Origin of the sequence: Pseudomonas sp. FYR_2, assembly GCF_043106425.1 — a bacterium.
Classification (GTDB): domain Bacteria; phylum Pseudomonadota; class Gammaproteobacteria; order Pseudomonadales; family Pseudomonadaceae; genus Aquipseudomonas; species Aquipseudomonas monteilii.
Genome location: NZ_JBICMM010000020.1, coordinates 60,935 through 81,681, shown reverse-complemented (window position 1 = coordinate 81,681; position 20,747 = coordinate 60,935). Strand labels below are relative to the sequence as shown.

Here is a 20,747-nt window from a genome sequence, read left to right as displayed (position 1 = left end):
ATGACGGAAGTAGAAGTAAAAAAAGCGCAAGAGAGCCTGCAGGATCGCCTGGCCCAGGTGGTCGAATTGCTGCAGCGCCAGCGTGTGGTCGAAGACCTGACTCACCGCCAGGAAGGCGCGCACAACGACCTGGTGGAAAACCTCGTCCACCGCCAGAACCTCGTCGAGCTGCAGCGTAAGCTTGATGACCTGCACCCCGCCGACATCGCCTATATCCTCGAAGCCTTGCCTCTGGAAGACCGCCTGACGGTCTGGCAGTTGGTGCGCTCGGATCGCGATGGTGACATCCTGCTGGAAGTATCCGACTCGGTTCGTCAATCGCTGATCGCTGACATGGACGATCACGAGCTGTTGGCCGCCGCCAAGGAAATGGACGCCGACGAGCTGGCCGACCTGGCCCCAGAGCTGCCGCGCGACGTTATCCATGAGCTGATGGAAACCCTCGATGCCCAGCAACGCGAACGTGTGCGTTCGGCGCTGAGCTACGACGAGGAGCAGGTCGGTGCGCTGATGGACTTCGAGATGGTCACCATCCGCGAAGACGTCAGCCTGGAAGTGGTGCTGCGCTACCTGCGCCGCCTGAAAGAGCTGCCCAACCACACCGACAAACTGTTCGTGGTCGATTACGACGGCATCCTCAAGGGTGTGTTGCCCATCAAGCGCCTGCTGGTCAACGACCCGGAGAAGAAGGTGGCGGAGGTCATGGCGACCGACCCGGTGTCCTTCCAGCCCGAGGAAGATGCCTATGATGCGGCGCAGGCTTTCGAGCGTTACGACCTGGTATCGGCACCTGTCGTAGACAAGGGCGAGCGCCTGATCGGCCGTTTGACCATTGACGAGATGGTCGACCTGATCCGTGAGGAGAGCGAGAGCGAAGTCCTCAACATGGCGGGTCTGCGTGAAGAGGAAGATATCTTTGCTTCGGTCTGGCGCTCGTTCCGCAACCGCTGGGCGTGGCTGGCGATCAATCTGATTACCGCGTTCCTCGCTTCGCGAGTGATCGGGGTGTTCGAGGGGTCGATCGAAAAGCTGGTGGCGTTGGCCGCGTTGATGCCGATCGTTGCGGGTATTGGTGGCAACTCGGGTAACCAGACCATCACCATGATTGTCCGCGCCATGGCGCTGGACCAGGTATCGCCGGGCAATACCAGCCGCCTGATGCGCAAGGAACTGGCGGTGTCGCTGATCAACGGCCTGGTGTGGGGCGGAGTGATTGGTGCCGTGGCTTTCTGGTTGTACGGCAGCTGGTCGCTGGGCGTGGTGATGACCGCCGCGATGACCTTGAACCTGTTGCTGGCGGCGCTGATGGGTGTGCTCATCCCGATGACATTGGCCCGCTTGGGGCGCGACCCGGCGATGGGGGCGAGTGTGATGATCACTGCCGTGACCGACAGTGGCGGCTTCTTCATCTTCCTCGGTCTGGCCACGCTGTTCCTGCTGTAATCCTGCCTTTGTGACTTACACGGTCCTACGAATGCTCGCGTCTCTTGCAGAACCAGCCACCCACAAAAAAGCCAGCTTACGCTGGCTTTTTTGTGCTCGCTTGCAGGCCTCAGGAGGCGTCGGCGGCCATTTCCACATCGTGAGCGATGAGGGCGACCAAGGCATTCTGCTGGCGGTGAGACAGTTGGCGGAAGCGCTGCAGCAACTCGCGCTCATGCAGGGACAGCTCAGGGCTGTCCAGGCGCATGCTCAGCTCGTCACCCAACGCACCTTCCTGGATAAGGCTCTGCTCCAGGCGCGCGATGATTTCGGAGTTCATGCTGCGGTGATGGTTGCGCGCTACCTCGGCAATGCGCTCACGCATCCCGTCTGGCAGGCGGACGACGAACTTGTCAGCGGTGCGGCTCGAATAAATAGCCTGTTTCATTGGGCGCATATAAATTGACCGGAGTTTGGTTCAGGGGAAGCGGTTCTCAAATTGGCCGCACGGGGTGGAAGTACGACCGTGGCGACGACAAAATGTTCAACCGTCAGTGAAAAATGGATGTTCATCTTGCCTCATGGTCGCCGTTTCCTTGGCGTCAATTCTGTGACAAATAGTGAGCCGGATAAAGGCTTTATGCCAGTACCAATTATCAGAAATGAGCACTGGTTTGAAAAGTTTTACATGATCCGGCTTGCCTGACCGTCAGTCTTTTGCCGTCAAAAACTGGTAAAACACAGCAAAAGGACAGGAAAACCCCTAGAATGCGCCGGTTTCCCTCCATAGAGCATAGTGGCTATGCAACATGACGCAAGCGACCGCCGATCAGGGACAGGCCGGCTGATATTTCTGGTAGGACCGTCAGGTTCGGGAAAAGATTCCCTGATCGATGCTTCGCGTGAGCGGCTGGCAGCCGCCGGGGTAGAGGTTGCCCGTCGGGTCATTACCCGCTCCGCCGAAGCCAAGGGCGAAGCTGCCCAAGGGGTCACGGCGGAACAGTTTGAAACCCTGTGCGCGCAGGGCGCATTTGCCATGTGCTGGCGGGCCAATGGCCTGGGCTATGGCATTCCCCGCCAGGTGGATGAGTGGTTGGCGGCGGGCAAGGCGGTGCTGGTGAATGGCTCGCGGGCTTACCTGCCCGAAGCGCGTCAGCGTTATCCGGGCATGCTGGCAGTGCTGGTTGAGGTCAGGCCGGATGTGCTGCGCCAGCGCTTGCTGGCCCGGGGCCGCGAAAGCGTCGAAGAGGTTGAGCAGCGGTTGGCGCGCAGTGCTCGTTTGCAGGTGTTGTCCGATCCTTCGGTGCATGTGCTGGACAACTCGACAAGCCTGGAGGCAGCGGTCGCGGCCCTGTTCGGGCTGCTTCGCGATGAAGGGGTGCTGCCGCCGGTGTAGCAGTGCCAGAAAAGGATTACGCGAAAAAGCCAGGTAGAGGCATGACAAACGCCAGCATGCTGGTTAACATGCTGGCCGTCCCGCTGTGCAGCGCTCGCTGCCGGCGCTTGCGTCTCAGTAGCTCAATTGGATAGAGCATCCCCCTCCTAAGGGGAAGGTTGCAGGTTCAATTCCTGCCTGGGACGCCATTTCCTGTTTCCCCACATGCCCGCCCTCCATCATTGCAACGCGCGATGGTGTTGTTCGTCTGCCTTGCGACCGGCCAGGCGCTGACGCATCACGAAGTACCCCGCCACCACCAGTACCACTGTGAGCACTGTGAACCAGAACTGGAAGCGTGACGCCGGTTCGAATGCCTGGGTGCCGATCACCGCCAGCAAGGCGAACAACGCGACGATGTTGGCATACGGGAACAGCCAGGCCCGGAAGGCTGTCGGGTCGATCGCTTCGTGGCGGGTTTTCCAGCGCATGGCCACGTGGGCGATGATGATGAAGATCCATACGACCATCACCAGGCTGCCGGTGCTCTTGGCCAAGGTCATGAACAGGTCGCCGCCGCTGATGAAGTGAACGGTCAGGATCATCGTGCAGATCGACAGGCTAAGCAGCAATGCATTGATCGGCACACCTTTGGCGCTCGTGCGCGAGAACAGCTTGGGTGCGTGCCCGCGCTGGCTGAGGGAGAACAGCATGCGCGAGTTGGAGAACATGAACGAATTCATCACCGACATGAACGAGACGAACAGCACGAGTTTCATGGCCACCGCAGCACCACCGAACCCGGCCAGGCTGAACAGCGAAACGTAGGGTGAAGCCAGGTTGGCCTTGTCGGTCCACGGCAGGCAAAGGATCAGGATCGACACCGAGCCTACATAGAACAGCATCACCCGCAGGATCACGCTCTTGATTGCGCGAATCACGTTCTGTCGCGGGTTTTCCGACTCACCTGCAGCCACGGCGGCAATTTCGCTGCCGCCCAGCGAGAAGATCACCACGATCACGCCGGCCATCACCGGTGACAGGCCGTTGGGCATGAAGCCGTCATGGGCGGTGAGGTTGACCAGCCCGGGGGAGGGAATGTTGCTATGCAGGCCAAGCAGGATCGAAATGCCCAGCAGCATGAAGATGACAATGGTGGCGACCTTCATCGCGGCCAGCCAGTATTCCACTTCGGCAAAGGAACGTACCGAGTAGGCGTTGCTGGCCATCAGCGTTACCAGCATCAGGAAAGCGCCTGCCCAGATCGGCAACCAAGGTAGAAAGTCATGCAGGATCGCGCCCAACAGCACGGCTTCGAGGGTGATGGTCATCATCGACTTGAACCAGTACAGCCAGCCGACAGCAAACCCGGCCCAGTCACCGAGGTAGGTGTTGGCGTAGGTCGAGAACGAACCGGCATCCGGGTTGCGGCAGGCCATTTCGCCGAGCATGAACATGACCAGGGTGACCACCAACCCCCCGATAAAGTACGACAGGATGGCCGCAGGGCCCGCGGAGGCGATTAACGCGCCAGACCCCATGAACAGCCCGGCACCGATTACCCCGCCCAGGGCAATCATGGTGATGTGCCGCTGCTTCAGGCTTTGTTTCAAACTGTTGGATTGGATTTCCTTGTCCTCTCTTATTATTGGGGGCCGACAACGTCCCCCTACGCAGGCACTGTCATGCGCCTGCGTCCACGCGTGGCAAATAGCTACCAGGCTGCCACCATGGACAATAAGGCCAAGGACCTCAAACGAATTCTGTGCACAACATCCTGCGGATTTTTCCTAAGGGCTGTTGCGCTTCATGCCGCGTGGCTGACACTTTCCCCTAAAGCCCCCAGTGCTTCAGCGCCCACAACACTCCCATGCCCACAACCAGCGTCAGCATCGTGCTGCGTGTGCGCCAGGCTACCAGCGCCGCCAGTATTGCCGCGGGTAGCTGCGGGTTCGTCCAGTCGAACCCGGCATGTCGGTCAGGGAAGACCACGGCCGGCAAAACCAGCGCAGCCAGTACACTGGCCGGCACATAGGCCAGTGCGCGGCGAAACAGCGGCGGGATGCGCAACACCGTGTGCAGTTCGATAAACGACAGCCGGATGGCGAAGGTGCCCAGGCCAATCAGCACGAAGGTTATCCACTGGGTCGTTTCGCTCATGATGCGTTCTGCTCTGTATGGGCTTCAGGTACGGCGTGCTGTTTTTGCCGGCTCTCGATGGCCAGCCCGGCAATGATCCCGCCCACGGCGCCGGTCAGCAGGCCAAGGTTGTAGGGCAGGTCAACGGCCAGCACCGCAAGCACGCCACCGGTCAGCGCGGCGCCGAGCATGGCGGTATTGCGAATGCCGGGTATCAGCAAGGCCAGGAACGACAACGGTATGGCAAAACCCAATGACCAGTCTTCCGGAATGCCTGCGCCCAAGTACATGCCCGCCAGCACCGAGAGGTTCCAGCCGAACCACATGGTGATCGCCGTGCCGGCGTAATAGGGGTAGGCCTGCTGGCCTAGCCCGCCTGCGCCCATTTTCAGCGTGCACAGGGCAAAGGACTGGTCCGAGAGCATGAACGCCATTGGCCACTTGTGGCGGCGCGGGAGGTGGCCCAGGTGTGGGGCCAGGCTGGCGCTGTACATCAGAAAGCGCAGGTTGATCACCAGTGCGGTAACCACCATCGTCACTGGCAGGGCGGCGTTTTGCATCAACTGCATCACCACCATTTGTGCAGAGCCGGAGTAGAACAGCAAGGTCATGCCAATGGCGTCGGCCGGTGACAGGCCCATGCCGATTGCCGTAACCCCGGTGATCAGGCCAAAAGGCACAATCCCGGAGGTCAACGGCAGAACGCTTTGTGCGCCCTGCTTGAATGCTTGGGTCGCGCTTGGGTACTGCATGGGAGTTCCTTGGATATGTTCGGAAGGCGCATGGACACCCTCACGTTAATGCGCCTGACAGTTGGCCACAACGTCAGATTTCTGGAATAGTAGGCCTAAAAAATATAGGTCTTCTACCGTGTATCTCGACAGCCCCACCCGGCACTCGCTCCAGCTCAATGCCTTGCGCGCCTTCGAGGCGTCTGCGCGCCTGGGTGGTTTCGCACGTGCCGCACTCGAACTCAAGGTCACCCCAGGGGCCATCGCAGCTTTGGTCAAGACGCTGGAAAACGAATACGGCGCTGCGTTGTTCGAGCGCCATGCCAAGGGCGTGCGCCTCACGCCCTTGGGTGAAAGCGTGAAAAGCCAGTTCACCGAGGCGTTCGATGCAGTGGAAGCTGCCGCGCGCACGTTACGGCGGCTGGCTGCGCCGCAGCGGGTGCACATTGTGACGTCGCCGGCCCTGGCGCAGTTGTGGATAGGGCCACGCCTGCCGGAACTGACCCGCTTGTTGGCGCCCATCGAGATCTCGGTTACGGCGGTGGATGAGCCGCCCAACCTCAAACGCAGCCCATTCGACCTGTGCCTGTTCTACACCGAAAAAACCGAGCGCTGGCAGCGCAGGATCGCCACGGAAGAAGTGCTGCCCGTATGCGTACCGGCCCTGGCAGAGAGCATCATCACCCCTGCGGACCTTGCCAATGCCCGTTGCATTGCTGACGTAGGCTGGAATGACTGGGCGGTGTGGACCGGCGTAGCTATGCCCGGGCACAAGTTCGTGGCTCGCGGTCCGGGTTTTTCCCTGTACTCGATTGCATTGCAGCAGGCCTTGCTCGCTGCGGGTGTACTGATGGGGCGCAGAAGCCTGGTGCAACGCTACCTGGACAGCGGCGAACTGGTGGCGCCAATCGACTGCGCGGTGCCCTTGGGCATGACCATTGCCGCGTGGCGGCTGCCGGGTGCCAAGGGCAACCAGGTGGTGGCTGCGGTGGAGGAGGCGCTGTTGCAGTTGGCTTGAGCCTTACTTCTTGAGCAAGCAGCTCAGTGCCTGCAGTGGTTTACACCTGGCTTGTCGTCAGTGCTTCCTCCTCGTTGCCGGTGGCCAAGGCGTCGACCTTCGCCTGGGTCTTGGCCTCGACATCGTCCTTCATGCGCTGGGCGATCTGTTGGTCGACCAGCTCCTTCTTCTCAGGTGGCAAGGCGTTGTAGTCGTCCTCGGTCAGGCCCAGTTCACGCAACAGCTTTTCCTTGATCATCTCAGCGGGCGACTTGGACATGAAGTCGTGAAACGCCTGCCTAGCACTGCTGGTTACTTCCGTGCTTGCGTCAGCGGACGGGCCGATGCTGGTGCCAGGGTTCTGCAATTGCAGCTTGAGCTTGGCAAACGCTTCTTCGCGGGCGTCTTCGGCGTCCTGCTGCGAGGTATTCTCACTACCCTGTTGCGCCGTGGCGTTGCTGGCCACTACCGGTAGGTGGAACTGCAGCATATCGCCTGCCGCCGGGTCGACGCCGCTGGTGCGTTGTTGCTGGTGGACTGCGGCCTGCCAGCCGAGGCCGTTGAGGGCGATCGTCATGAAATCCTCCTTGGAAATGTGAGTGGCAGGCGAGGAGGGGCAAATGCCATGCCAGCCGGGGTGGCGCGTAAATAGAGCGCTGGGGCTATTCCGGTCGTGACACGGCGGGCATATGCTTGCCCGTCAGAGGCATGACCTTGCCGCCTGCGGCAAATTACACATTGTCGGCAGCCCCTTGACCGGAGCGCAGTTGCTGGGCATCAGGGAGAGCGTCCATGAATCAGGAAACCAGGCCGGCCCCCGCCGGCTTCAGTGAACAGCAGTTGCACACATTGTTCGAGTTGATCAGCGATGGCATCTGGGACTGGAATGCCAACACCGGCTACGTCTACCGCAACCCGGGCTGGTACGCGATGCTCGGTTACGCCAGCCACTCCATGGCCAACTCGGTACTCTCCTGGGAAAGCGTGATTCACCCGGAGGACTACCCACGGGTAATGGCGCATTTCGAGGCGTACATCAGCCAGCGCAACGAGCGCTACCTCATCGAATACCGCTGCCGTTGCCACGACGGCAGCTACCTGTGGATCGAGGACAGCGGCTACATCATCGACCGTAACGAAGACGGTTCGGTGGCGCGCATGCTCGGTGCGCACCGCAACATCGACGCCGGCAAACGCCTGGTAGCGCAGCTGGAGCAGAAGAACCAGTCGCTGGAAGGGCAAGTGGCCGAGCGCACCCGTGAGTTGTCCTGGGTGAACCAGCAGTTGCAGCGGCAACTGGACGAGAACCGTGAGTTGGCCGAGCGCGATGCGTTAACCCGTATTGCCAACCGCTATCGGTTGGAAAAAGCCCTGCAGCAGGAGTGTGAGCGGGCGCAGCGTTTCCGCCAGCCGTTGTCGCTGATCGCCATGGACCTGGATGATTTCAAACCGATCAACGACCGCTACGGGCATGCCCGGGGCGATGCAGCGCTGGTGCGGGTGGTCGACAGCCTGCGGACCTGCCTGCGCGAACTGGACCTGTTGGCGCGCTGGGGCGGGGATGAGTTCGTTATCGTACTGCCGCAGACCACGTTGGGGGAGTCGCTTGAAATGGCTGCGCGCTTGCGTCAGGTGATGGCGCAACGGGAACCGGTGGGCGATTGCCGGCTGACCATGAGTTATGGCGTGGTGCAGTGGCAGGAAGGGGAAGACCAGCATGCACTGCTGGCACGGGCTGACAAGGCGCTGTACCGGGCCAAGGGGGCTGGCAAGAACGCCATTGCCGAGTAACCGGTGCTGGCCGCATGAATGAAAAAAGACCCGCAGCGCCTCTCGGCGCGGCGGGCCAAATCGGCCTCGGCCGCTTCAGTGTCAGATATGCAGGGCGTGGCCCAGGGCGCGCAGTGCCGCTTCCTGTACCGCTTCACCCAGGGTCGGGTGGGCATGGATAGTGCCGGCCACATCCTCCAGGCAGGCACCCATCTCCAGCGACTGGGCAAACGCCGTGGACAGTTCGGAAACCGCCACGCCAACCGCTTGCCAACCCAGGATCAGGTGGTTGTCACGCCGCGCGACCACGCGCACGAAACCGCTTTTCGACTCCAGGCTCATGGCGCGGCCGTTGGCGGCGAACGGAAACTGCGCGACGATGCAGTCCAGGCCTTGCTGGCTGGCCTGTTCCGGCGTCTTGCCGACCACGACCACTTCCGGGTCGGTGAAGCACACGGCGGCTATCGCGGCGGGCTCGAAGCGGCGTGCCTTGCCGGCGATGATCTCGGCCACCATCTCGCCCTGGGCCATGGCCCGGTGCGCCAGCATCGGTTCGCCGGCCACGTCGCCGATGGCCCAGACGTTGTGCATGCTGGTCTGGCAGCGCTCGTCGATGGCAATGGCGGCGCCATTCATCTTCAGGTCCAGGCATTCCAGGTTGAAGCCCTTGGTGCGTGGGCGGCGGCCCACGGCCACCAGCACCTGGTCGGCCTCCAGGCGCAGTTGTCCGCCCTTGCCATCGTTGGCCAGCAGGCAGCCATTTTCGTAACCTTCGACGCTGTGGCCAAGGTGCAGGGCGATACCCAGCTTTTTCAGCGACTCGGCCACCGGGGCGGTCAGTTCGCTGTCGTAAGTCGGCAGGATGCGCTCGCGTGCTTCCACCACGCTGACCTCGGCGCCGAGCTTGCGGTAGGCGATGCCCAGCTCCAGGCCGATATAGCCACCGCCCACCACCACCAGGTGTTGCGGCAGGGTTTTCGGTGCCAGGGCCTCGGTCGATGAAATCACCGGCCCACCCAGCGGCAGCATCGGCAGTTCGACACTGCTGGAGCCCGTGGCCAGCAACAGGTGCTCGCACTGGATGCGCTGGCCATCCACCTCGACCTGCTTGCCATCAAGCACCTTGGCCCAGCCGTGCACCACCTTCACCCCATGCTTTTTCAGCAGGGCGGCGACACCGGTGGTCAGGCGGTCGACGATGCCGTCTTTCCAGGCCACGCTCTGGCCGATGTCCAGGCGCGGCGAAGCCACGCTGATGCCCAGCGGCGAGGCTTCGGTAAAGCGCGAGGCCTGGTGGAACTGCTCGGCCACATGGATCAGCGCCTTGGATGGAATGCAACCGATGTTCAGGCAGGTACCGCCCAGCGCCTGGCCTTCCACCAGCACCGTAGGGATGCCCAGTTGCCCGGCGCGGATGGCAGCCACATAGCCGCCAGGGCCGCCGCCGATGATCAACAGGGTTGTCTGGATAGTCTGTTGCATGCTCACTCCACGAACAGGCAGGCGGGTTGTTCGAGCAGGCCACGCACGGCCTGGATGAACAGGGCGGCGTCCATGCCATCGACCACGCGGTGGTCGAACGAGCTGGACAGGTTCATCATCTTGCGTACGACGATCTGGCCGTCGATCACCACAGGCCGCTCAACCATGCGGTTGACACCGACGATTGCCACTTCCGGGGTGTTGACCACCGGCGTGCTGACGATGCCACCCAGGGCGCCGAGGCTGGTCAGGGTGATGGTCGAGCCGGACAGCTCTTCGCGGCTGGCCTTGTTGTTGCGCGCAGCGTTGGCCAGGCGTGAAATCTCACTGGCATTGGTCCACAGGCTGCCCGCTTCGGCGTGGCGCAGCACGGGTACCATCAGGCCGTTGTCACCCTGGGTGGCGATGCCCACATGCACCGCGCCATGGCGGGTGATGATCTGCGCTTCGTCATCGTAGGTGGCGTTGATCTGCGGGAAGTCACGCAGCGCCACGACCAGGGCGCGCACCAGAAACGGCAGCAGTGTCAGCTTGCCGCGGCTGTCGCCGTGCTTGCTGTTGAGCTGCTGGCGCAGGGCTTCCAGGGCGGTGACGTCGATTTCTTCCACATAGCTGAAGTGCGCGACCCGGCGCTTGGCGTCCTGCATGCGCTGGGCGATCTTGCGGCGCAGGCCGATCACCGGCACCTGCTCACTGTCGGTGCGCCTGGCATAGCCATTGAGGGTTTGCCCGGCAGCGCTTTGCGGTTTGCTCATGAACGCGTCGAGGTCTTCGTGCAGGATGCGCCCGGCCGGGCCGCTGCCATGCACATAACGCAGTTCGATACCGGCATCCAGCGCACGTTTGCGCACTGCCGGCGAGGCCAGTGGCTTGTCGCCCGGCTGGCGCGGCACGATAGGCGCTGCCTCGTGGCTGGCAGGCGCCTGGTACGCCGCCGGTTTAACGTCTTTCTGTGGTTCAGGTTTAGCGGCTATCGGGGCCGCAAGCGCTTCGGCCGGCTTGGCTTGCGGCACATCCACATGGTTGCCGCTGCCTTCCACTTCGATGCGGATCAGCTCACTGCCGACCGCCATCACTTCACCAGGCTGGCCACCCAGGGCCAGTACCTTGCCGCTGACCGGCGACGGGATTTCCACGGTGGCCTTGTCGGTCATGACATCGGCTACCACCTGGTCCTCGGCGATGATGTCGCCGACCTTGACGAACCATTCCACCAACTCGACCTGCGCGATGCCTTCGCCAATGTCCGGCATCTTGATGACGTGCGTGCCCATTCAGACCTCCATGACCTTTTTCAATGCCGCACCTACCCGCGAGGGCCCTGGGAAGTAAGCCCATTCCTGCGCGTGGGGGTAGGGGGTGTCCCAGCCGGTGACGCGCTCGATCGGCGCCTCCAGGTGGTGGAAGCAGTGCTCCTGCACCAGCGACACCAGTTCTGCGCCAAAGCCACAGGTACGGGTGGCCTCGTGTACCACCACGCAACGGCCGGTCTTTTTCACCGACTCGACGATGGTGTCCAGGTCTAGCGGCCACAGGCTGCGCAGGTCGATCACTTCGGCGTCCACGCCACTTTCTTCGGCGGCCACCTGGGCCACGTACACGGTGGTGCCATAGGTGAGCACGGTCACGTCATTGCCGGGTCGGGTGATGGCGGCCTTGTCCAGTGGCACGGTGTAGTAGCCATCGGGCACGGCGCTGTGCGGGTGTTTCGACCACGGCGTAACCGGGCGGTCGTGGTGGCCGTCGAACGGGCCGTTGTACAGGCGCTTGGGCTCCAGGAAGATTACCGGGTCGTCGCATTCGATCGAGGCAATCAGCAGGCCTTTGGCGTCGTACGGGTTGGATGGCATCACGGTGCGCAGGCCGCACACCTGAGTGAACATCGCTTCCGGGCTCTGGCTGTGGGTCTGGCCGCCATAGATGCCGCCGCCGCAAGGCATGCGCAGGGTCAGCGGGGCGATGAACTCGCCGGCCGAACGGTAGCGCAGGCGGGCCATTTCAGAAACGATCTGATCGGAGGCCGGGTAGAAGTAGTCAGCGAACTGGATTTCCACCACCGGGCGCAGGCCGTAGGCACCCATGCCCACGGCGGTGCCGACGATGCCGCTTTCCGAGATGGGCGCGTCGAACACGCGGGACTTGCCGTACTTGGTCTGCAGGCCTTCGGTGCAGCGGAACACGCCGCCGAAGTAGCCGACGTCCTGGCCGTACACCACCACATTGTCGTCGCGCTCAAGCATGACATCCATGGCCGAGCGCAGGGCCTGGATCATGGTCATGGTAGTGGTGGCCATGGCGGTTTCCGGGTTGATGCTGTTGTTGTGGTCGTTCATCTCAAACCCCCAGTTCCTGGCGTTGGCGGCGCAGGTGGTCGGGCATCTCCTTGTACACGTCCTCGAACATCGAGGCGGCGCTCGGGATGTGACCGTTGGCCAGGGTGCCGTACTGCTCGGCTTCTTTTTGCGCAGCAATCACGGCCGCTTCGAACTCGGCCGTGGTGGCCTGGTGTTCTTCTTCGGACCAGTGGCCGATCTTGATTAGGTGCTGCTTCAGGCGGGCGATCGGGTCACCCAGCGGGAAGTGGCTCCAGTCATCGGCAGGGCGGTACTTGGACGGGTCGTCCGAGGTCGAGTGCGGACCGGCACGGTAGGTGACCCACTCGATCAGGCTCGGGCCCAAACCACGGCGGGCACGCTCGGCAGCCCAGCGCGAAGCGGCGTAAACGGCGACGAAGTCGTTGCCGTCCACCCGCAGCGAAGCGATGCCGCAGCCCACGCCACGGCCGGCGAAGGTGGTCGACTCGCCACCGGCAATGGCCTGGAAGGTAGAGATGGCCCACTGGTTGTTGACCACGTTGAGGATCACCGGGGCGCGGTAAACGTGGGCAAATGTGAGGGCGGTGTGGAAGTCCGACTCGGCGGTGGCGCCGTCACCGATCCAGGCCGAGGCAATCTTGGTATCGCCCTTGATGGCCGAGGCCATTGCCCAGCCGACCGCCTGTACGAACTGGGTCGCCAGGTTGCCGCTGATGGTGAAGAAACCGGCTTCGCGCACCGAGTACATGATCGGCAGCTGGCGGCCCTTGAGGGGGTCGCGTTCGTTGGACAGCAACTGGCAGATCATCTCCACCAGCGACACATCGCGGGCCATCAGGATGCTTTGCTGACGGTAGGTGGGGAAGCACATGTCGGTGCGGTTAAGCGCCAGCGCCTGGCCGCTGCCGATGGCTTCTTCGCCCAGGCTCTGCATGTAGAAGGACATCTTCTTCTGGCGCTGGGCAACCACCATGCGGCTGTCGAAGATCCGCGTCTTGAGCATGGCGCGCATGCCTTGGCGCAGGATCTGCGGGTCGATGTCTTCGGCCCACGGGCCTTGGGCGTCGCCTTGCTCGTCGAGCACGCGGACCAGGCTGTAGGACAGGTCGGCGGTGTCGGCAGCATCGACATCGACAGGGGGTTTACGGGCTTGACCTGCATCGTTCAGGCGCAGGTAGGAAAAATCGGTCTGGCAGCCTGGCCGGCCGGTGGGCTCGGGCACATGCAAACGCAGGGGGGCGTACTCGTTCATGCTTTTTACGCTCGCTCGGGTATTTGTTTTTGTGAGCTCTGAAGCGGCCGCCGCTGAGTACCGGCTTGTGACTGGTAAGTCAGCGTCCCCTACATCTTAGTGGCCCGGCAGGAGAATTTTTCTCTCAAGTTGATTGCCTTTGCCGAGCGGGGCAGATAAACATTCCGCATAAACACAAAAAACCGGTGATTTTGTCTCATGCGCAAACTCGATCGTACCGATATCGGCATTCTCAACAGCCTGCAGGAAAACGCCCGCATCACCAATGCCGAGCTGGCACGCTCGGTCAACCTGTCGCCTACGCCCTGTTTCAACCGGGTACGGGCCATGGAAGAGCTGGGGGTGATCCGCCAGCAGGTGACCTTGTTGTCGCCCGAAGCGTTGGGGCTGGATGTGAATGTGTTCATCCATGTCAGCCTGGAAAAACAGGTAGAGCAGTCGTTGCACCGCTTCGAGGAAGAAATTGCCGAACGGCCCGAGGTGATGGAGTGCTACCTGATGACGGGCGACCCGGACTACCTGTTGCGGGTGCTGCTGCCGAGCATCCAGGCGCTGGAGCGGTTTCTCGATTACCTCACGCGGTTGCCGGGGGTGGCGAATATACGGTCGAGTTTTGCCTTGAAGCAGGTGCGGTACAAGACTGCTTTGCCCTTGCCGGCCAATGGCATGACCTTGCGGGAGTAGCGGGCAGCACAGGTGCTAAAGAGGGTGCTTGATATTTTAAACACCCCCAGCCTATGTTGTTGTCAGCGCACAACAACAAGGACAAGCGTCATGAGCACCGCTCAGCTTCAGGGCATCGATGAAATCGAATGCGTCACCCCCGACCTCAACGGCGTGCCGCGCGGCAAGGTAATGACCGCCGAGGGCTTCCTCGAAGGCCGCCGCCTGCAGATGGCACGCGGGGTGCTGCTGCAATGCATCATGGGCGGTTACCCGCCGGCGAAGTTCTACGGCAGTGACGACGGCGACCTGGCACTGGTCGCCGAACCCAGCCAGGTCCATCGCCTGCCCTGGAGCAACGACGGCCGCGCCCTGGCCATTTGCGACGCCAATGAACTGGATGGTCGCTCCTCGGCGCTGTCCACCCGTGGCCAGCTCAAGGCAGTGATCGCCCGCTATGCGGCGCTGGGCCTGGCGCCAGTGGTGGCGACCGAGCTCGAATTTTTCGTCTTTGCCCCCAACAGCGACCCCCAGCAACCGTTCCAGCCACCCGTAGGCATCGATGGCCGCTGTGAGCTTGGCCACTCGGCATTCAGTGTCAGTTCCAACAACGGCCTGCGCCCGTTCTTCAAGGAGGTGTACCAGTGCATGGCCGCGCTCGGCCTGCCGCGCGACACCTTCATGCATGAAATGGGTGTCAGCCAGTTCGAAATCAACCTGTTGCACGGCGACCCGCTGCTGCTGGCCGACCATACCTTCCTGTTCAAACACCTGCTCAAGGAGGTGGCACTCAAGCACGGGCTGACCGTGGTGTGCATGGCCAAACCGCTGGCGCGTACGCCTGGCAGTTCCATGCATATTCACCAGAGCCTGGTCGATACCCGCAGCGGGCGTAACGTGTTTAGCGATGAGCAAGGGCAGCCAACGGATACCTTCCACCATTTCATCGGCGGCCTGCAGGCATGCATGGCCGACTTCACTGCGCTCTTTGCGCCCAACGTCAACTCGTACCAGCGGCTGTGCCACCCCTATGCTTCGCCGAACAACGCCTGCTGGTCCGAGGATAACCGCGCTGCGGGCCTGCGCATCCCGGCCAGTGCGCCGGTCGCGCGGCGGGTGGAAAACCGCTTGCCCGGCGCCGACGCCAACCCCTACCTGGCCATCGCCGCCAGCCTGGCCGCGGGGTTGCACGGCATCGAGCAGCGCCTGCAACCTTCGCCGGCCATCCAGGGCGAGTTCGAAGTGCCGGAGCACTTGAGCTTGCCATGCACCCTCCATGCGGCGCTGGAGCGGCTCAAGCGCAGCGCGCTGGCGCGGGAACTGTTCGGCAGTGAGTTCATCGAAGGCTACATCGCCAGCAAGACCCTGGAGCTGACCGACTTCTTCGACGAAATCACCCCGTGGGAGCGCCGGGTCCTGGCGGCACAGGCCTGATCGCGACAGGACCTGCACCGGACACGCCCCGGTTGCACCATTTTGCAGTCGGGGGCCTGCACGGATCGTCGTTTGCCCTTATGCTGCTAGCACCTACCGCCACCTGACCAGGGAGCATTGCGGGACGTATGCGAAATGTATGGAAGCCGTTTCAGTCGTTGTATTTCGCCGCGCTGATGATGTTGATCGGTTCGGGCCTGCTCAGTACCTACCTGGCCTTGCGCCTGGCGGCCGATCACGTCGACAGCCTGTGGGTGGGGGCGTTGATGGCGGCCAACTATTTTGGCCTGGCGGTGGGCGGCAAGGTCGGCCACCGGCTGATCGGCCGGGTAGGGCACATTCGCGCCTACGCCACCTGCGCCGGCATCGTCGGTGCGGCGGTGCTCGGCCATGGCCTGACCAGCTGGCTGCCGGCCTGGGTCGGGCTGCGCATGATCGTGGGCCTGGGCATGATGTGCCAATACATGGTCATCGAGAGCTGGCTCAACGAGCAGGCTGACGTGAAGCACCGTGGCGCGGTGTTCAGCGGCTACATGATCGCATCGTACCTGGGGCTGGTGCTTGGCCAGCTGATCCTGGTGGTGCACCCCGCGCTCGGCCCGGAGCTGCTGATGCTGGTGGCGATGTGCTTTGCCTTGTGCCTGGTGCCGGTGGCGATGACCCGGCGCATTCACCCGGCGCCCTTGCGCCCGGCGCCGATGGAGCCGAAGTTCTTCATCAAGCGTGTGCCGCAATCGCTCAGTACGGTGTTGGGTTCGGGATTGATCGTCGGCTCGTTCTACGGCCTGGCGCCCTTGTATGCCTCCAGCCAGGGGATGACGACCGAGCAGATCGGTCTGTTCATGGGTAGCTGTATTTTTGCTGGCCTGCTGGTGCAGTGGCCACTGGGCTGGTTGTCTGACCGTTACGACCGGGCGGTGCTGATCCGCAGCGTGGCAATTGGCCTGGCGTTGGCCGCTGCGCCCTTGGCAATACTGCCCAGTGTGCCGCTTGAGTTGCTGTTCGGTATCGGCTTTTTGATTTCGTTGCTGCAGTTCTGTCTGTACCCGCTGGCGGTGGCGTTTTCCAACGACCATGTGGAAAGCGAGCGGCGGGTGTCGCTGACCGCCATGCTGCTGGTGACCTACGGTGTGGGTGCGTGCATCGGGCCACTGGCGGCGGGCGTGCTGATGAATGTGCTGGGCGCACAGATGCTGTATGCGTTCTTTGTGTTCTTCGCCTTGGTGCTGGTGTGGCGCATTCGGCCGAAAGCGGTTACCGGGCTGCATCAGGTGCAGGATGCGCCGCTGGGCCACGTGGCGATGCCGGCGGCGGGTTCGCCATTGTCGGCGGCGCTGGACCCGCGGGTGGATGAGCAGACCGTGCAGGAGGTGATGCAGGCACCGGTGGCGGCTGAGGATACCGAGGATGAAGGGAAGGGGGCTGAGCCACAGCCCGCTGAGCCGGAAGAAGTCAGCAAGTCGGTGTAAGCCTGTACCGGCCTCTTCGCGGGTTTACCCGCGAAGAGGCCGGCACAGGAAGAACACAAATGAAAACGCCACCTCAATAGGTGGCGTTTTTTCATTCAGCCGACGATCAATAGTCGTCTTTGTCGAACCGCCGCGCCTCACGCTGCAGCTGGTACACAAAACTCTCGATCTTGCGCTGTGCCTGCCCGCTCAGGTTATGGAAGCGTACGCCGGCAAAGGTGGTGTTGATGCGCTCTTCATAGTGCAGGTGGCGCAGTTCGACCATGGTGTCCACCAGGCCCAGCGGGTTACCCGCCTTGAAACGCTCGTACACCTGGCCCAGTTGCAGGCGGTCTTCGACATTGCCGTCGAAGCGCAGTTTGCAGCCGGTAGCCGAGATATCCAGCAGTTTGCCGCGCAGGGCGCCGTTGCCCTTCAGGTGGGCACCGTCGAGGATGATATCGACCAGCTGCGACAACTTCAGCGCGGCGCGGAAGGCATTGCGGCGCTGGTGGTAGGTCATCTCTTCTGGCAGGGGGCCGCTGTAGCAGCGGTGGCCGTCGACTTCGGTAATCTTCAGCGCGTGGTTGCATTCCCAGGCGATGCGCACGCCATCGTGGAAACCTTCGATGCGGAAGTGCTCGCCGTTCTCGATGAACTTCTCGCCGTCGCGGGGGATCATTTCGTCCAGGGCCAGGGTGTTGCTTTCACGGTCCACGTGCACCACATAGCTCTGGAAGCGCTGGCTACGGTCGTGGAAGGTGATGATGAGGGGGTCGTGGCTTTCCTGCAGCTGCCGCAAGTTGGCCGCAATCTCCAAGGGGGTGCTCAGCACCTTTGGCGGTTGCGGGGCATCGGATTCATTGAACACGGCTTATCGTTCTCCAGGCAAAAGCGACACACGCAAGTAACGGCATTTTGCCAGTATGTTCTGTGCCTTGATAGAAAAATCACACTTGGCTGAGGGCCCGCGGCTTGGCCAGCGGCGAGGTGCTGCCGCGGCTGTCATAGAGCGACGGCGAGTCGCCGCCCATGAGGATCCTGATCTGGTTGTTGGTGACGTGTTGCTGCACCTGGATGATCCGGCCATTGGTCTGGTTGACCTGCTGGCTCTCGTCCATCAGTTGCGACAGCATATCGAGCCGCTGAAGCATCACCTCGCCGTGGGGCGATTGGGCGGCCACTGCTTGCACGCCGGCACGATCGGCACTCAGGCCCAGGCTTCCAAGCAACTGGCTGCGGCGCTGGCCGTGCTGCTCGAGCAAGATGATCAACGACTGTTTGCGCGCCAGGATTTGCTCCAGCAGCGGCATGTCGCGGCCATGCAGGGCGATCGCCTCCTTGTGCAGAAGGTCGAGCAGTTCCTGCATCGGGGCAATGTCATCTTCGATCAGTTGCAGCAAGGTCGTGTCGTGCATGGCTAACTCTTGGCTTTTCTAGCGTCCGTGAAGTCAGCGCGCCGTACGGTCAGCGCTGGGCTTCGAAATCGAGCAGTTTGCTGGCGACCCGGCCGGCATCGACCTGGTAGCTGCCGTCGGCGATCGCCTGTTTCAACTGGGCCACACGGGCGCTGTTGACCACCGGCTCGTCGCGCAGCTTGTCGCTGATCTTCTGCAACTGCTGTGCCTCTTGGCTGAGGTGTACCGCTTCTCCGCTGGTGCTGGTGGCGCTGGCTGCTTCCTGGCTGGCTGCCGGCTTTTCGGCGCTGCCGGACGCGGTGTTGCCGCGCACGCCGCCCGTGACGGACGGAGAGTTATTTACACGACTGAAGTCGATGACCATGATCAGAAACCTCTGGGTATTTGGACGCTTGCCTTGTTTTCGGCCAACCCGATAGAAACTTTAGGCACAAATGCATTGCCGCCTGTCAGCAAGCTCGCGAACCCGTTTTCTGACACAGTTTAGGAAAAGCGGTTCCTCTCTGCCAGCGCAATCTGGTGGCAGGCCTACATACTGACCTCGACCTGGCCGGGGCCGGTCACCCTGGCCTTGACCACCCGTTTGGAATTGAGGTTGCGTACCCGGATCTGCTCGCTCAGCCCGCCCTTGCTCAGGGCCTCGCCCGGCATGCGCACGCTCAGGCTGCCGCTGCGGGCAATGATCACCACCTGGTCACCCTTGCGGACCACCTCGGCCTGTTCCAGGTGTTGCGGGGTGAGCACCTGGTCGATCACCGTGGGGCGCAGCATCTTCATGCCTACTGCCTGGTCCAGCTCGGTCAGAAAGCCCTGGCCAAGGGTGCCGACATCGCGCTCGCGCAGGGCCACGTCGCCCTCGCCAACCGTGTTGTCACGCTTGAGCGGGCGGGTTACCACAACCACGTCGCGGAACAGCCGCACGGTGGCCGGCACAAACACTGTCCACGGGGCTGCGCTGTCGCAGCGAACCCGCACCGTCACCCGTCCCAGTGGCTGCGCGGGGCTTTCCAGCGAGGCGTCCAGTGGCTGGCTGCACAGCGGCATGCGCAGGCGCGGGTCCAGCGGGTTGACCTGGATTTCGTAACGGCCGGCTGTCTGGGTGGTGGCCAGGTAATCTTCTACGGTGAATTCAAGAAACCCTTGGGTGACACCGATAAGTTGTTCAGGCAAGGTGAACGCGTCCGCTAACGTACGAACGCCGGGCGCCAGCAGGCACAGCGTGGCCAGTAAGCCGGTCAGCAGGCGCGTCAATCGTCGGAAAAATGTCGTTTTCGTGTGCATGACGCTCAAAAAAGCAAAGCCCGTGCCGACTCGCTACCCGAGTTGCAACGAAAGGCTGAAAGATTAAGGAGTCTGGCATGGCGGGTGTTATGGATTCGGTCAACCAGCGCACGCAGCTGGTGGGGCAGAATCGCCTGGAATTGCTGCTGTTTCGCCTCAATGGCGAGCAGCTTTACGGCATCAACGTGTTCAAGGTCAGGGAAGTGCTGCAGTGCCCTGCGCTGACCCTGCTGCCCAAGGCGCACCCGGTGGTGCGTGGCGTTGCCAACATTCGCGGGGCGACCATCCCGATTCTCGACCTGTCGATGGCCACCGGGTTGCGGCCGCTGCAGGAAGACACGCGCAACAGCTTCGTGATCATCACCGAGTACAACACCAAGACCCAGGGCTTCCTGGTGCACTCGGTGGAGCGCATCGTCAACATGAACTGGGAAGAGATCCATCCGCCACCCAAGGGTACTGGCCGTGACCACTACCTGACGGCGGTTACCCGGGTGGACAACCGGATGGTCGAGATCATCGATGTAGAGAAGGTACTGGCCGAAGTGTCGCCATCGTCGGAATCGGTATCGGCCGGGGTGATCGACGCCGAAGTGCAGGACAAGGCCGTACTGATGCGGGTGCTGACCGTCGACGATTCGTCGGTGGCGCGCAAGCAGGTCAGCCGTTGCCTGCAGACCGTGGGGGTGGAAGTGGTGGCGCTCAATGATGGCCGTCAGGCCTTGAACTACCTGCGTCAGCTGGTGGACGAGGGCAAAAAGCCGGAAGAAGAGTTCCTGATGATGATCTCGGACATTGAAATGCCGGAAATGGACGGCTATACGCTAACGGCAGAGATCCGCAGCGACCCGCGCATGCAAAAATTGCACATCTGCCTTCATACTTCGCTTTCCGGGGTGTTCAACCAGGCAATGGTCAAGAAGGTCGGCGCCGATGACTTCCTGGCCAAGTTCAAGCCGGACGACCTGGCCCAGCGGGTGGTCGACCGGATCAAGGCAGCGCATTGAAGCAGCCGGGGGC

Annotated in this window: 22 protein-coding genes and 1 tRNA gene; 10 read left to right on the top strand and 13 right to left on the bottom strand. The window is 62.3% G+C overall.

What is annotated here, in order from left to right:
* Positions 1–1,443 (top strand): magnesium transporter, encoded by a 1,443-nt coding sequence (gene mgtE / locus ACF8R4_RS10475; RefSeq protein WP_016711838.1) that lies wholly within the window; start codon positions 1–3, stop codon positions 1,441–1,443.
* Positions 1,444–1,552: 109 nt separating this feature from the next.
* Here mgtE and ACF8R4_RS10470 read toward each other — a convergent pair whose 3' ends face one another.
* A complete protein-coding gene (locus tag ACF8R4_RS10470) occupies positions 1,553–1,879 on the bottom strand; it encodes an Arc family DNA-binding protein (RefSeq protein ID WP_003254499.1) in 327 nt (108 codons plus the stop codon).
* A gap of 69 nt (positions 1,880–1,948) precedes the next feature.
* On the opposite strand from ACF8R4_RS10470, the gene ACF8R4_RS10465 reads away from it, so the two are divergent.
* From ACF8R4_RS10465 to ACF8R4_RS10455, 3 genes are all read left to right on the top strand, one after another.
* Positions 1,949–2,128: a hypothetical protein gene (locus ACF8R4_RS10465; protein ID WP_156867601.1), complete on the top strand. Its 180-nt coding sequence runs from the start codon at positions 1,949–1,951 to the stop codon at positions 2,126–2,128.
* A gap of 96 nt (positions 2,129–2,224) precedes the next feature.
* Positions 2,225–2,818: a phosphonate metabolism protein/1,5-bisphosphokinase (PRPP-forming) PhnN gene (phnN, locus tag ACF8R4_RS10460; protein WP_104834201.1), complete on the top strand. Its 594-nt coding sequence runs from the start codon at positions 2,225–2,227 to the stop codon at positions 2,816–2,818.
* Positions 2,819–2,929: 111 nt separating this feature from the next.
* Positions 2,930–3,006 (top strand) — tRNA-Arg (locus tag ACF8R4_RS10455).
* A 30-nt stretch (positions 3,007–3,036) separates the two neighbouring features.
* Here the strand turns inward: ACF8R4_RS10455 and ACF8R4_RS10450 are convergent.
* The 3 genes from ACF8R4_RS10450 to ACF8R4_RS10440 form a co-directional block, all read right to left on the bottom strand.
* On the bottom strand, positions 3,037–4,425 hold the full coding sequence (locus ACF8R4_RS10450) for an amino acid permease (protein ID WP_060500707.1): 1,389 nt from the start codon (positions 4,423–4,425) through the stop codon (positions 3,037–3,039).
* Between the two features lie 205 nt (positions 4,426–4,630).
* A complete protein-coding gene (locus tag ACF8R4_RS10445) occupies positions 4,631–4,957 on the bottom strand; it encodes an AzlD domain-containing protein (protein ID WP_060500708.1) in 327 nt (108 codons plus the stop codon).
* Positions 4,954–5,688 carry an AzlC family ABC transporter permease gene (locus ACF8R4_RS10440; protein ID WP_060500710.1) on the bottom strand — a complete coding sequence of 245 codons (735 nt, stop codon included), beginning with the start codon at positions 5,686–5,688 and terminating at the stop codon, positions 4,954–4,956. Before ACF8R4_RS10440 ends, ACF8R4_RS10445 begins: the two co-directional genes overlap by 4 nt.
* 118 nt (positions 5,689–5,806) lie before the next feature.
* Between ACF8R4_RS10440 and ACF8R4_RS10435 the strand changes: the two genes are divergently transcribed.
* On the top strand, positions 5,807–6,685 hold the full coding sequence (locus ACF8R4_RS10435; RefSeq protein WP_060500712.1) for a LysR family transcriptional regulator: 879 nt from the start codon (positions 5,807–5,809) through the stop codon (positions 6,683–6,685).
* Between the two features lie 40 nt (positions 6,686–6,725).
* Here ACF8R4_RS10435 and ACF8R4_RS10430 read toward each other — a convergent pair whose 3' ends face one another.
* Positions 6,726–7,241, bottom strand: a complete 516-nt coding sequence (locus ACF8R4_RS10430; RefSeq protein WP_156867604.1) for a hypothetical protein — start codon at positions 7,239–7,241, stop codon at positions 6,726–6,728.
* A 215-nt stretch (positions 7,242–7,456) separates the two neighbouring features.
* Between ACF8R4_RS10430 and ACF8R4_RS10425 the strand changes: the two genes are divergently transcribed.
* Entirely contained in the window at positions 7,457–8,455 is a 999-nt protein-coding gene (locus tag ACF8R4_RS10425; RefSeq protein WP_060500717.1) for a sensor domain-containing diguanylate cyclase, read from the top strand.
* Between the two features lie 81 nt (positions 8,456–8,536).
* On the opposite strand, the gene lpdA is transcribed toward ACF8R4_RS10425, so the two are convergent.
* From lpdA to ACF8R4_RS10405, 4 genes are read right to left on the bottom strand one after another with little or no spacing between them, the layout of a single operon-like run.
* Positions 8,537–9,916: a dihydrolipoyl dehydrogenase gene (gene lpdA, locus ACF8R4_RS10420; protein ID WP_104834204.1), complete on the bottom strand. Its 1,380-nt coding sequence runs from the start codon at positions 9,914–9,916 to the stop codon at positions 8,537–8,539.
* A gap of 2 nt (positions 9,917–9,918) precedes the next feature.
* Positions 9,919–11,190, bottom strand: a complete 1,272-nt coding sequence (locus tag ACF8R4_RS10415) for a dihydrolipoamide acetyltransferase family protein (protein ID WP_060500719.1) — start codon at positions 11,188–11,190, stop codon at positions 9,919–9,921.
* Positions 11,191–12,249, bottom strand: coding sequence for an alpha-ketoacid dehydrogenase subunit beta (locus tag ACF8R4_RS10410; protein WP_012273542.1), 1,059 nt, complete (start codon positions 12,247–12,249; stop codon positions 11,191–11,193).
* A 1-nt stretch (position 12,250) separates the two neighbouring features.
* On the bottom strand, positions 12,251–13,483 hold the full coding sequence (locus tag ACF8R4_RS10405; protein WP_019099583.1) for a 3-methyl-2-oxobutanoate dehydrogenase (2-methylpropanoyl-transferring) subunit alpha: 1,233 nt from the start codon (positions 13,481–13,483) through the stop codon (positions 12,251–12,253).
* A 198-nt stretch (positions 13,484–13,681) separates the two neighbouring features.
* Between ACF8R4_RS10405 and bkdR the strand changes: the two genes are divergently transcribed.
* From bkdR to ACF8R4_RS10390, 3 genes are all read left to right on the top strand, one after another.
* On the top strand, positions 13,682–14,167 hold the full coding sequence (bkdR, locus tag ACF8R4_RS10400; RefSeq protein ID WP_012273540.1) for a Bkd operon transcriptional regulator BkdR: 486 nt from the start codon (positions 13,682–13,684) through the stop codon (positions 14,165–14,167).
* A 171-nt stretch (positions 14,168–14,338) separates the two neighbouring features.
* A complete protein-coding gene (locus tag ACF8R4_RS10395) occupies positions 14,339–15,580 on the top strand; it encodes a glutamine synthetase family protein (protein ID WP_177337131.1) in 1,242 nt (413 codons plus the stop codon).
* A 128-nt stretch (positions 15,581–15,708) separates the two neighbouring features.
* Entirely contained in the window at positions 15,709–17,049 is a 1,341-nt protein-coding gene (locus ACF8R4_RS10390) for an MFS transporter (RefSeq protein ID WP_104834206.1), read from the top strand.
* A 106-nt stretch (positions 17,050–17,155) separates the two neighbouring features.
* Here ACF8R4_RS10390 and ACF8R4_RS10385 read toward each other — a convergent pair whose 3' ends face one another.
* The 4 genes from ACF8R4_RS10385 to flgA form a co-directional block, all read right to left on the bottom strand.
* Complete coding sequence (locus tag ACF8R4_RS10385) at positions 17,156–17,899, bottom strand: flagellar brake protein (RefSeq protein ID WP_060500726.1); 744 nt, start codon at positions 17,897–17,899, stop codon at positions 17,156–17,158.
* Positions 17,900–17,978: 79 nt separating this feature from the next.
* A complete protein-coding gene (locus tag ACF8R4_RS10380; protein WP_104834207.1) occupies positions 17,979–18,446 on the bottom strand; it encodes a flagella synthesis protein FlgN in 468 nt (155 codons plus the stop codon).
* Positions 18,447–18,495: 49 nt separating this feature from the next.
* Positions 18,496–18,810 (bottom strand): flagellar biosynthesis anti-sigma factor FlgM, encoded by a 315-nt coding sequence (gene flgM, locus ACF8R4_RS10375; protein ID WP_104834208.1) that lies wholly within the window; start codon positions 18,808–18,810, stop codon positions 18,496–18,498.
* A gap of 164 nt (positions 18,811–18,974) precedes the next feature.
* On the bottom strand, positions 18,975–19,727 hold the full coding sequence (gene flgA, locus ACF8R4_RS10370) for a flagellar basal body P-ring formation chaperone FlgA (protein ID WP_016711822.1): 753 nt from the start codon (positions 19,725–19,727) through the stop codon (positions 18,975–18,977).
* Between the two features lie 77 nt (positions 19,728–19,804).
* Here flgA and ACF8R4_RS10365 point away from each other — a divergent pair, with 77 nt between their 5' ends.
* The gene (locus ACF8R4_RS10365; RefSeq protein WP_010955104.1) at positions 19,805–20,734 is read left to right on the top strand and encodes a chemotaxis protein CheV; all 930 of its coding nucleotides are present in this window, start codon (positions 19,805–19,807) and stop codon (positions 20,732–20,734) included.
* The last annotated feature ends 13 nt before the right edge of the window (positions 20,735–20,747 follow it).

What these genes read in the sequence shown, in the direction of transcription:
- mgtE (WP_016711838.1), top strand. Translation starts at nt 1, where the DNA reads ATGACGGAAGTAGAAGTAAAAAAAGCGCAAGAGAGCCTGCAGGATCGC.
- ACF8R4_RS10470 (WP_003254499.1), bottom strand. Translation starts at nt 1,879, where the DNA reads ATGCGCCCAATGAAACAGGCTATTTATTCGAGCCGCACCGCTGACAAG.
- phnN (WP_104834201.1), top strand. Translation starts at nt 2,225, where the DNA reads ATGCAACATGACGCAAGCGACCGCCGATCAGGGACAGGCCGGCTGATA.
- ACF8R4_RS10445 (WP_060500708.1), bottom strand. Translation starts at nt 4,957, where the DNA reads ATGAGCGAAACGACCCAGTGGATAACCTTCGTGCTGATTGGCCTGGGC.
- ACF8R4_RS10440 (WP_060500710.1), bottom strand. Translation starts at nt 5,688, where the DNA reads ATGCAGTACCCAAGCGCGACCCAAGCATTCAAGCAGGGCGCACAAAGC.
- ACF8R4_RS10430 (WP_156867604.1), bottom strand. Translation starts at nt 7,241, where the DNA reads ATGACGATCGCCCTCAACGGCCTCGGCTGGCAGGCCGCAGTCCACCAG.
- ACF8R4_RS10425 (WP_060500717.1), top strand. Translation starts at nt 7,457, where the DNA reads ATGAATCAGGAAACCAGGCCGGCCCCCGCCGGCTTCAGTGAACAGCAG.
- lpdA (WP_104834204.1), bottom strand. Translation starts at nt 9,916, where the DNA reads ATGCAACAGACTATCCAGACAACCCTGTTGATCATCGGCGGCGGCCCT.
- ACF8R4_RS10415 (WP_060500719.1), bottom strand. Translation starts at nt 11,190, where the DNA reads ATGGGCACGCACGTCATCAAGATGCCGGACATTGGCGAAGGCATCGCG.
- ACF8R4_RS10410 (WP_012273542.1), bottom strand. Translation starts at nt 12,249, where the DNA reads ATGAACGACCACAACAACAGCATCAACCCGGAAACCGCCATGGCCACC.
- ACF8R4_RS10405 (WP_019099583.1), bottom strand. Translation starts at nt 13,483, where the DNA reads ATGAACGAGTACGCCCCCCTGCGTTTGCATGTGCCCGAGCCCACCGGC.
- bkdR (WP_012273540.1), top strand. Translation starts at nt 13,682, where the DNA reads ATGCGCAAACTCGATCGTACCGATATCGGCATTCTCAACAGCCTGCAG.
- ACF8R4_RS10395 (WP_177337131.1), top strand. Translation starts at nt 14,339, where the DNA reads ATGACCGCCGAGGGCTTCCTCGAAGGCCGCCGCCTGCAGATGGCACGC.
- ACF8R4_RS10390 (WP_104834206.1), top strand. Translation starts at nt 15,709, where the DNA reads ATGCGAAATGTATGGAAGCCGTTTCAGTCGTTGTATTTCGCCGCGCTG.
- ACF8R4_RS10380 (WP_104834207.1), bottom strand. Translation starts at nt 18,446, where the DNA reads ATGCACGACACGACCTTGCTGCAACTGATCGAAGATGACATTGCCCCG.
- flgM (WP_104834208.1), bottom strand. Translation starts at nt 18,810, where the DNA reads ATGGTCATCGACTTCAGTCGTGTAAATAACTCTCCGTCCGTCACGGGC.
- flgA (WP_016711822.1), bottom strand. Translation starts at nt 19,727, where the DNA reads ATGCACACGAAAACGACATTTTTCCGACGATTGACGCGCCTGCTGACC.
- ACF8R4_RS10365 (WP_010955104.1), top strand. Translation starts at nt 19,805, where the DNA reads ATGGCGGGTGTTATGGATTCGGTCAACCAGCGCACGCAGCTGGTGGGG.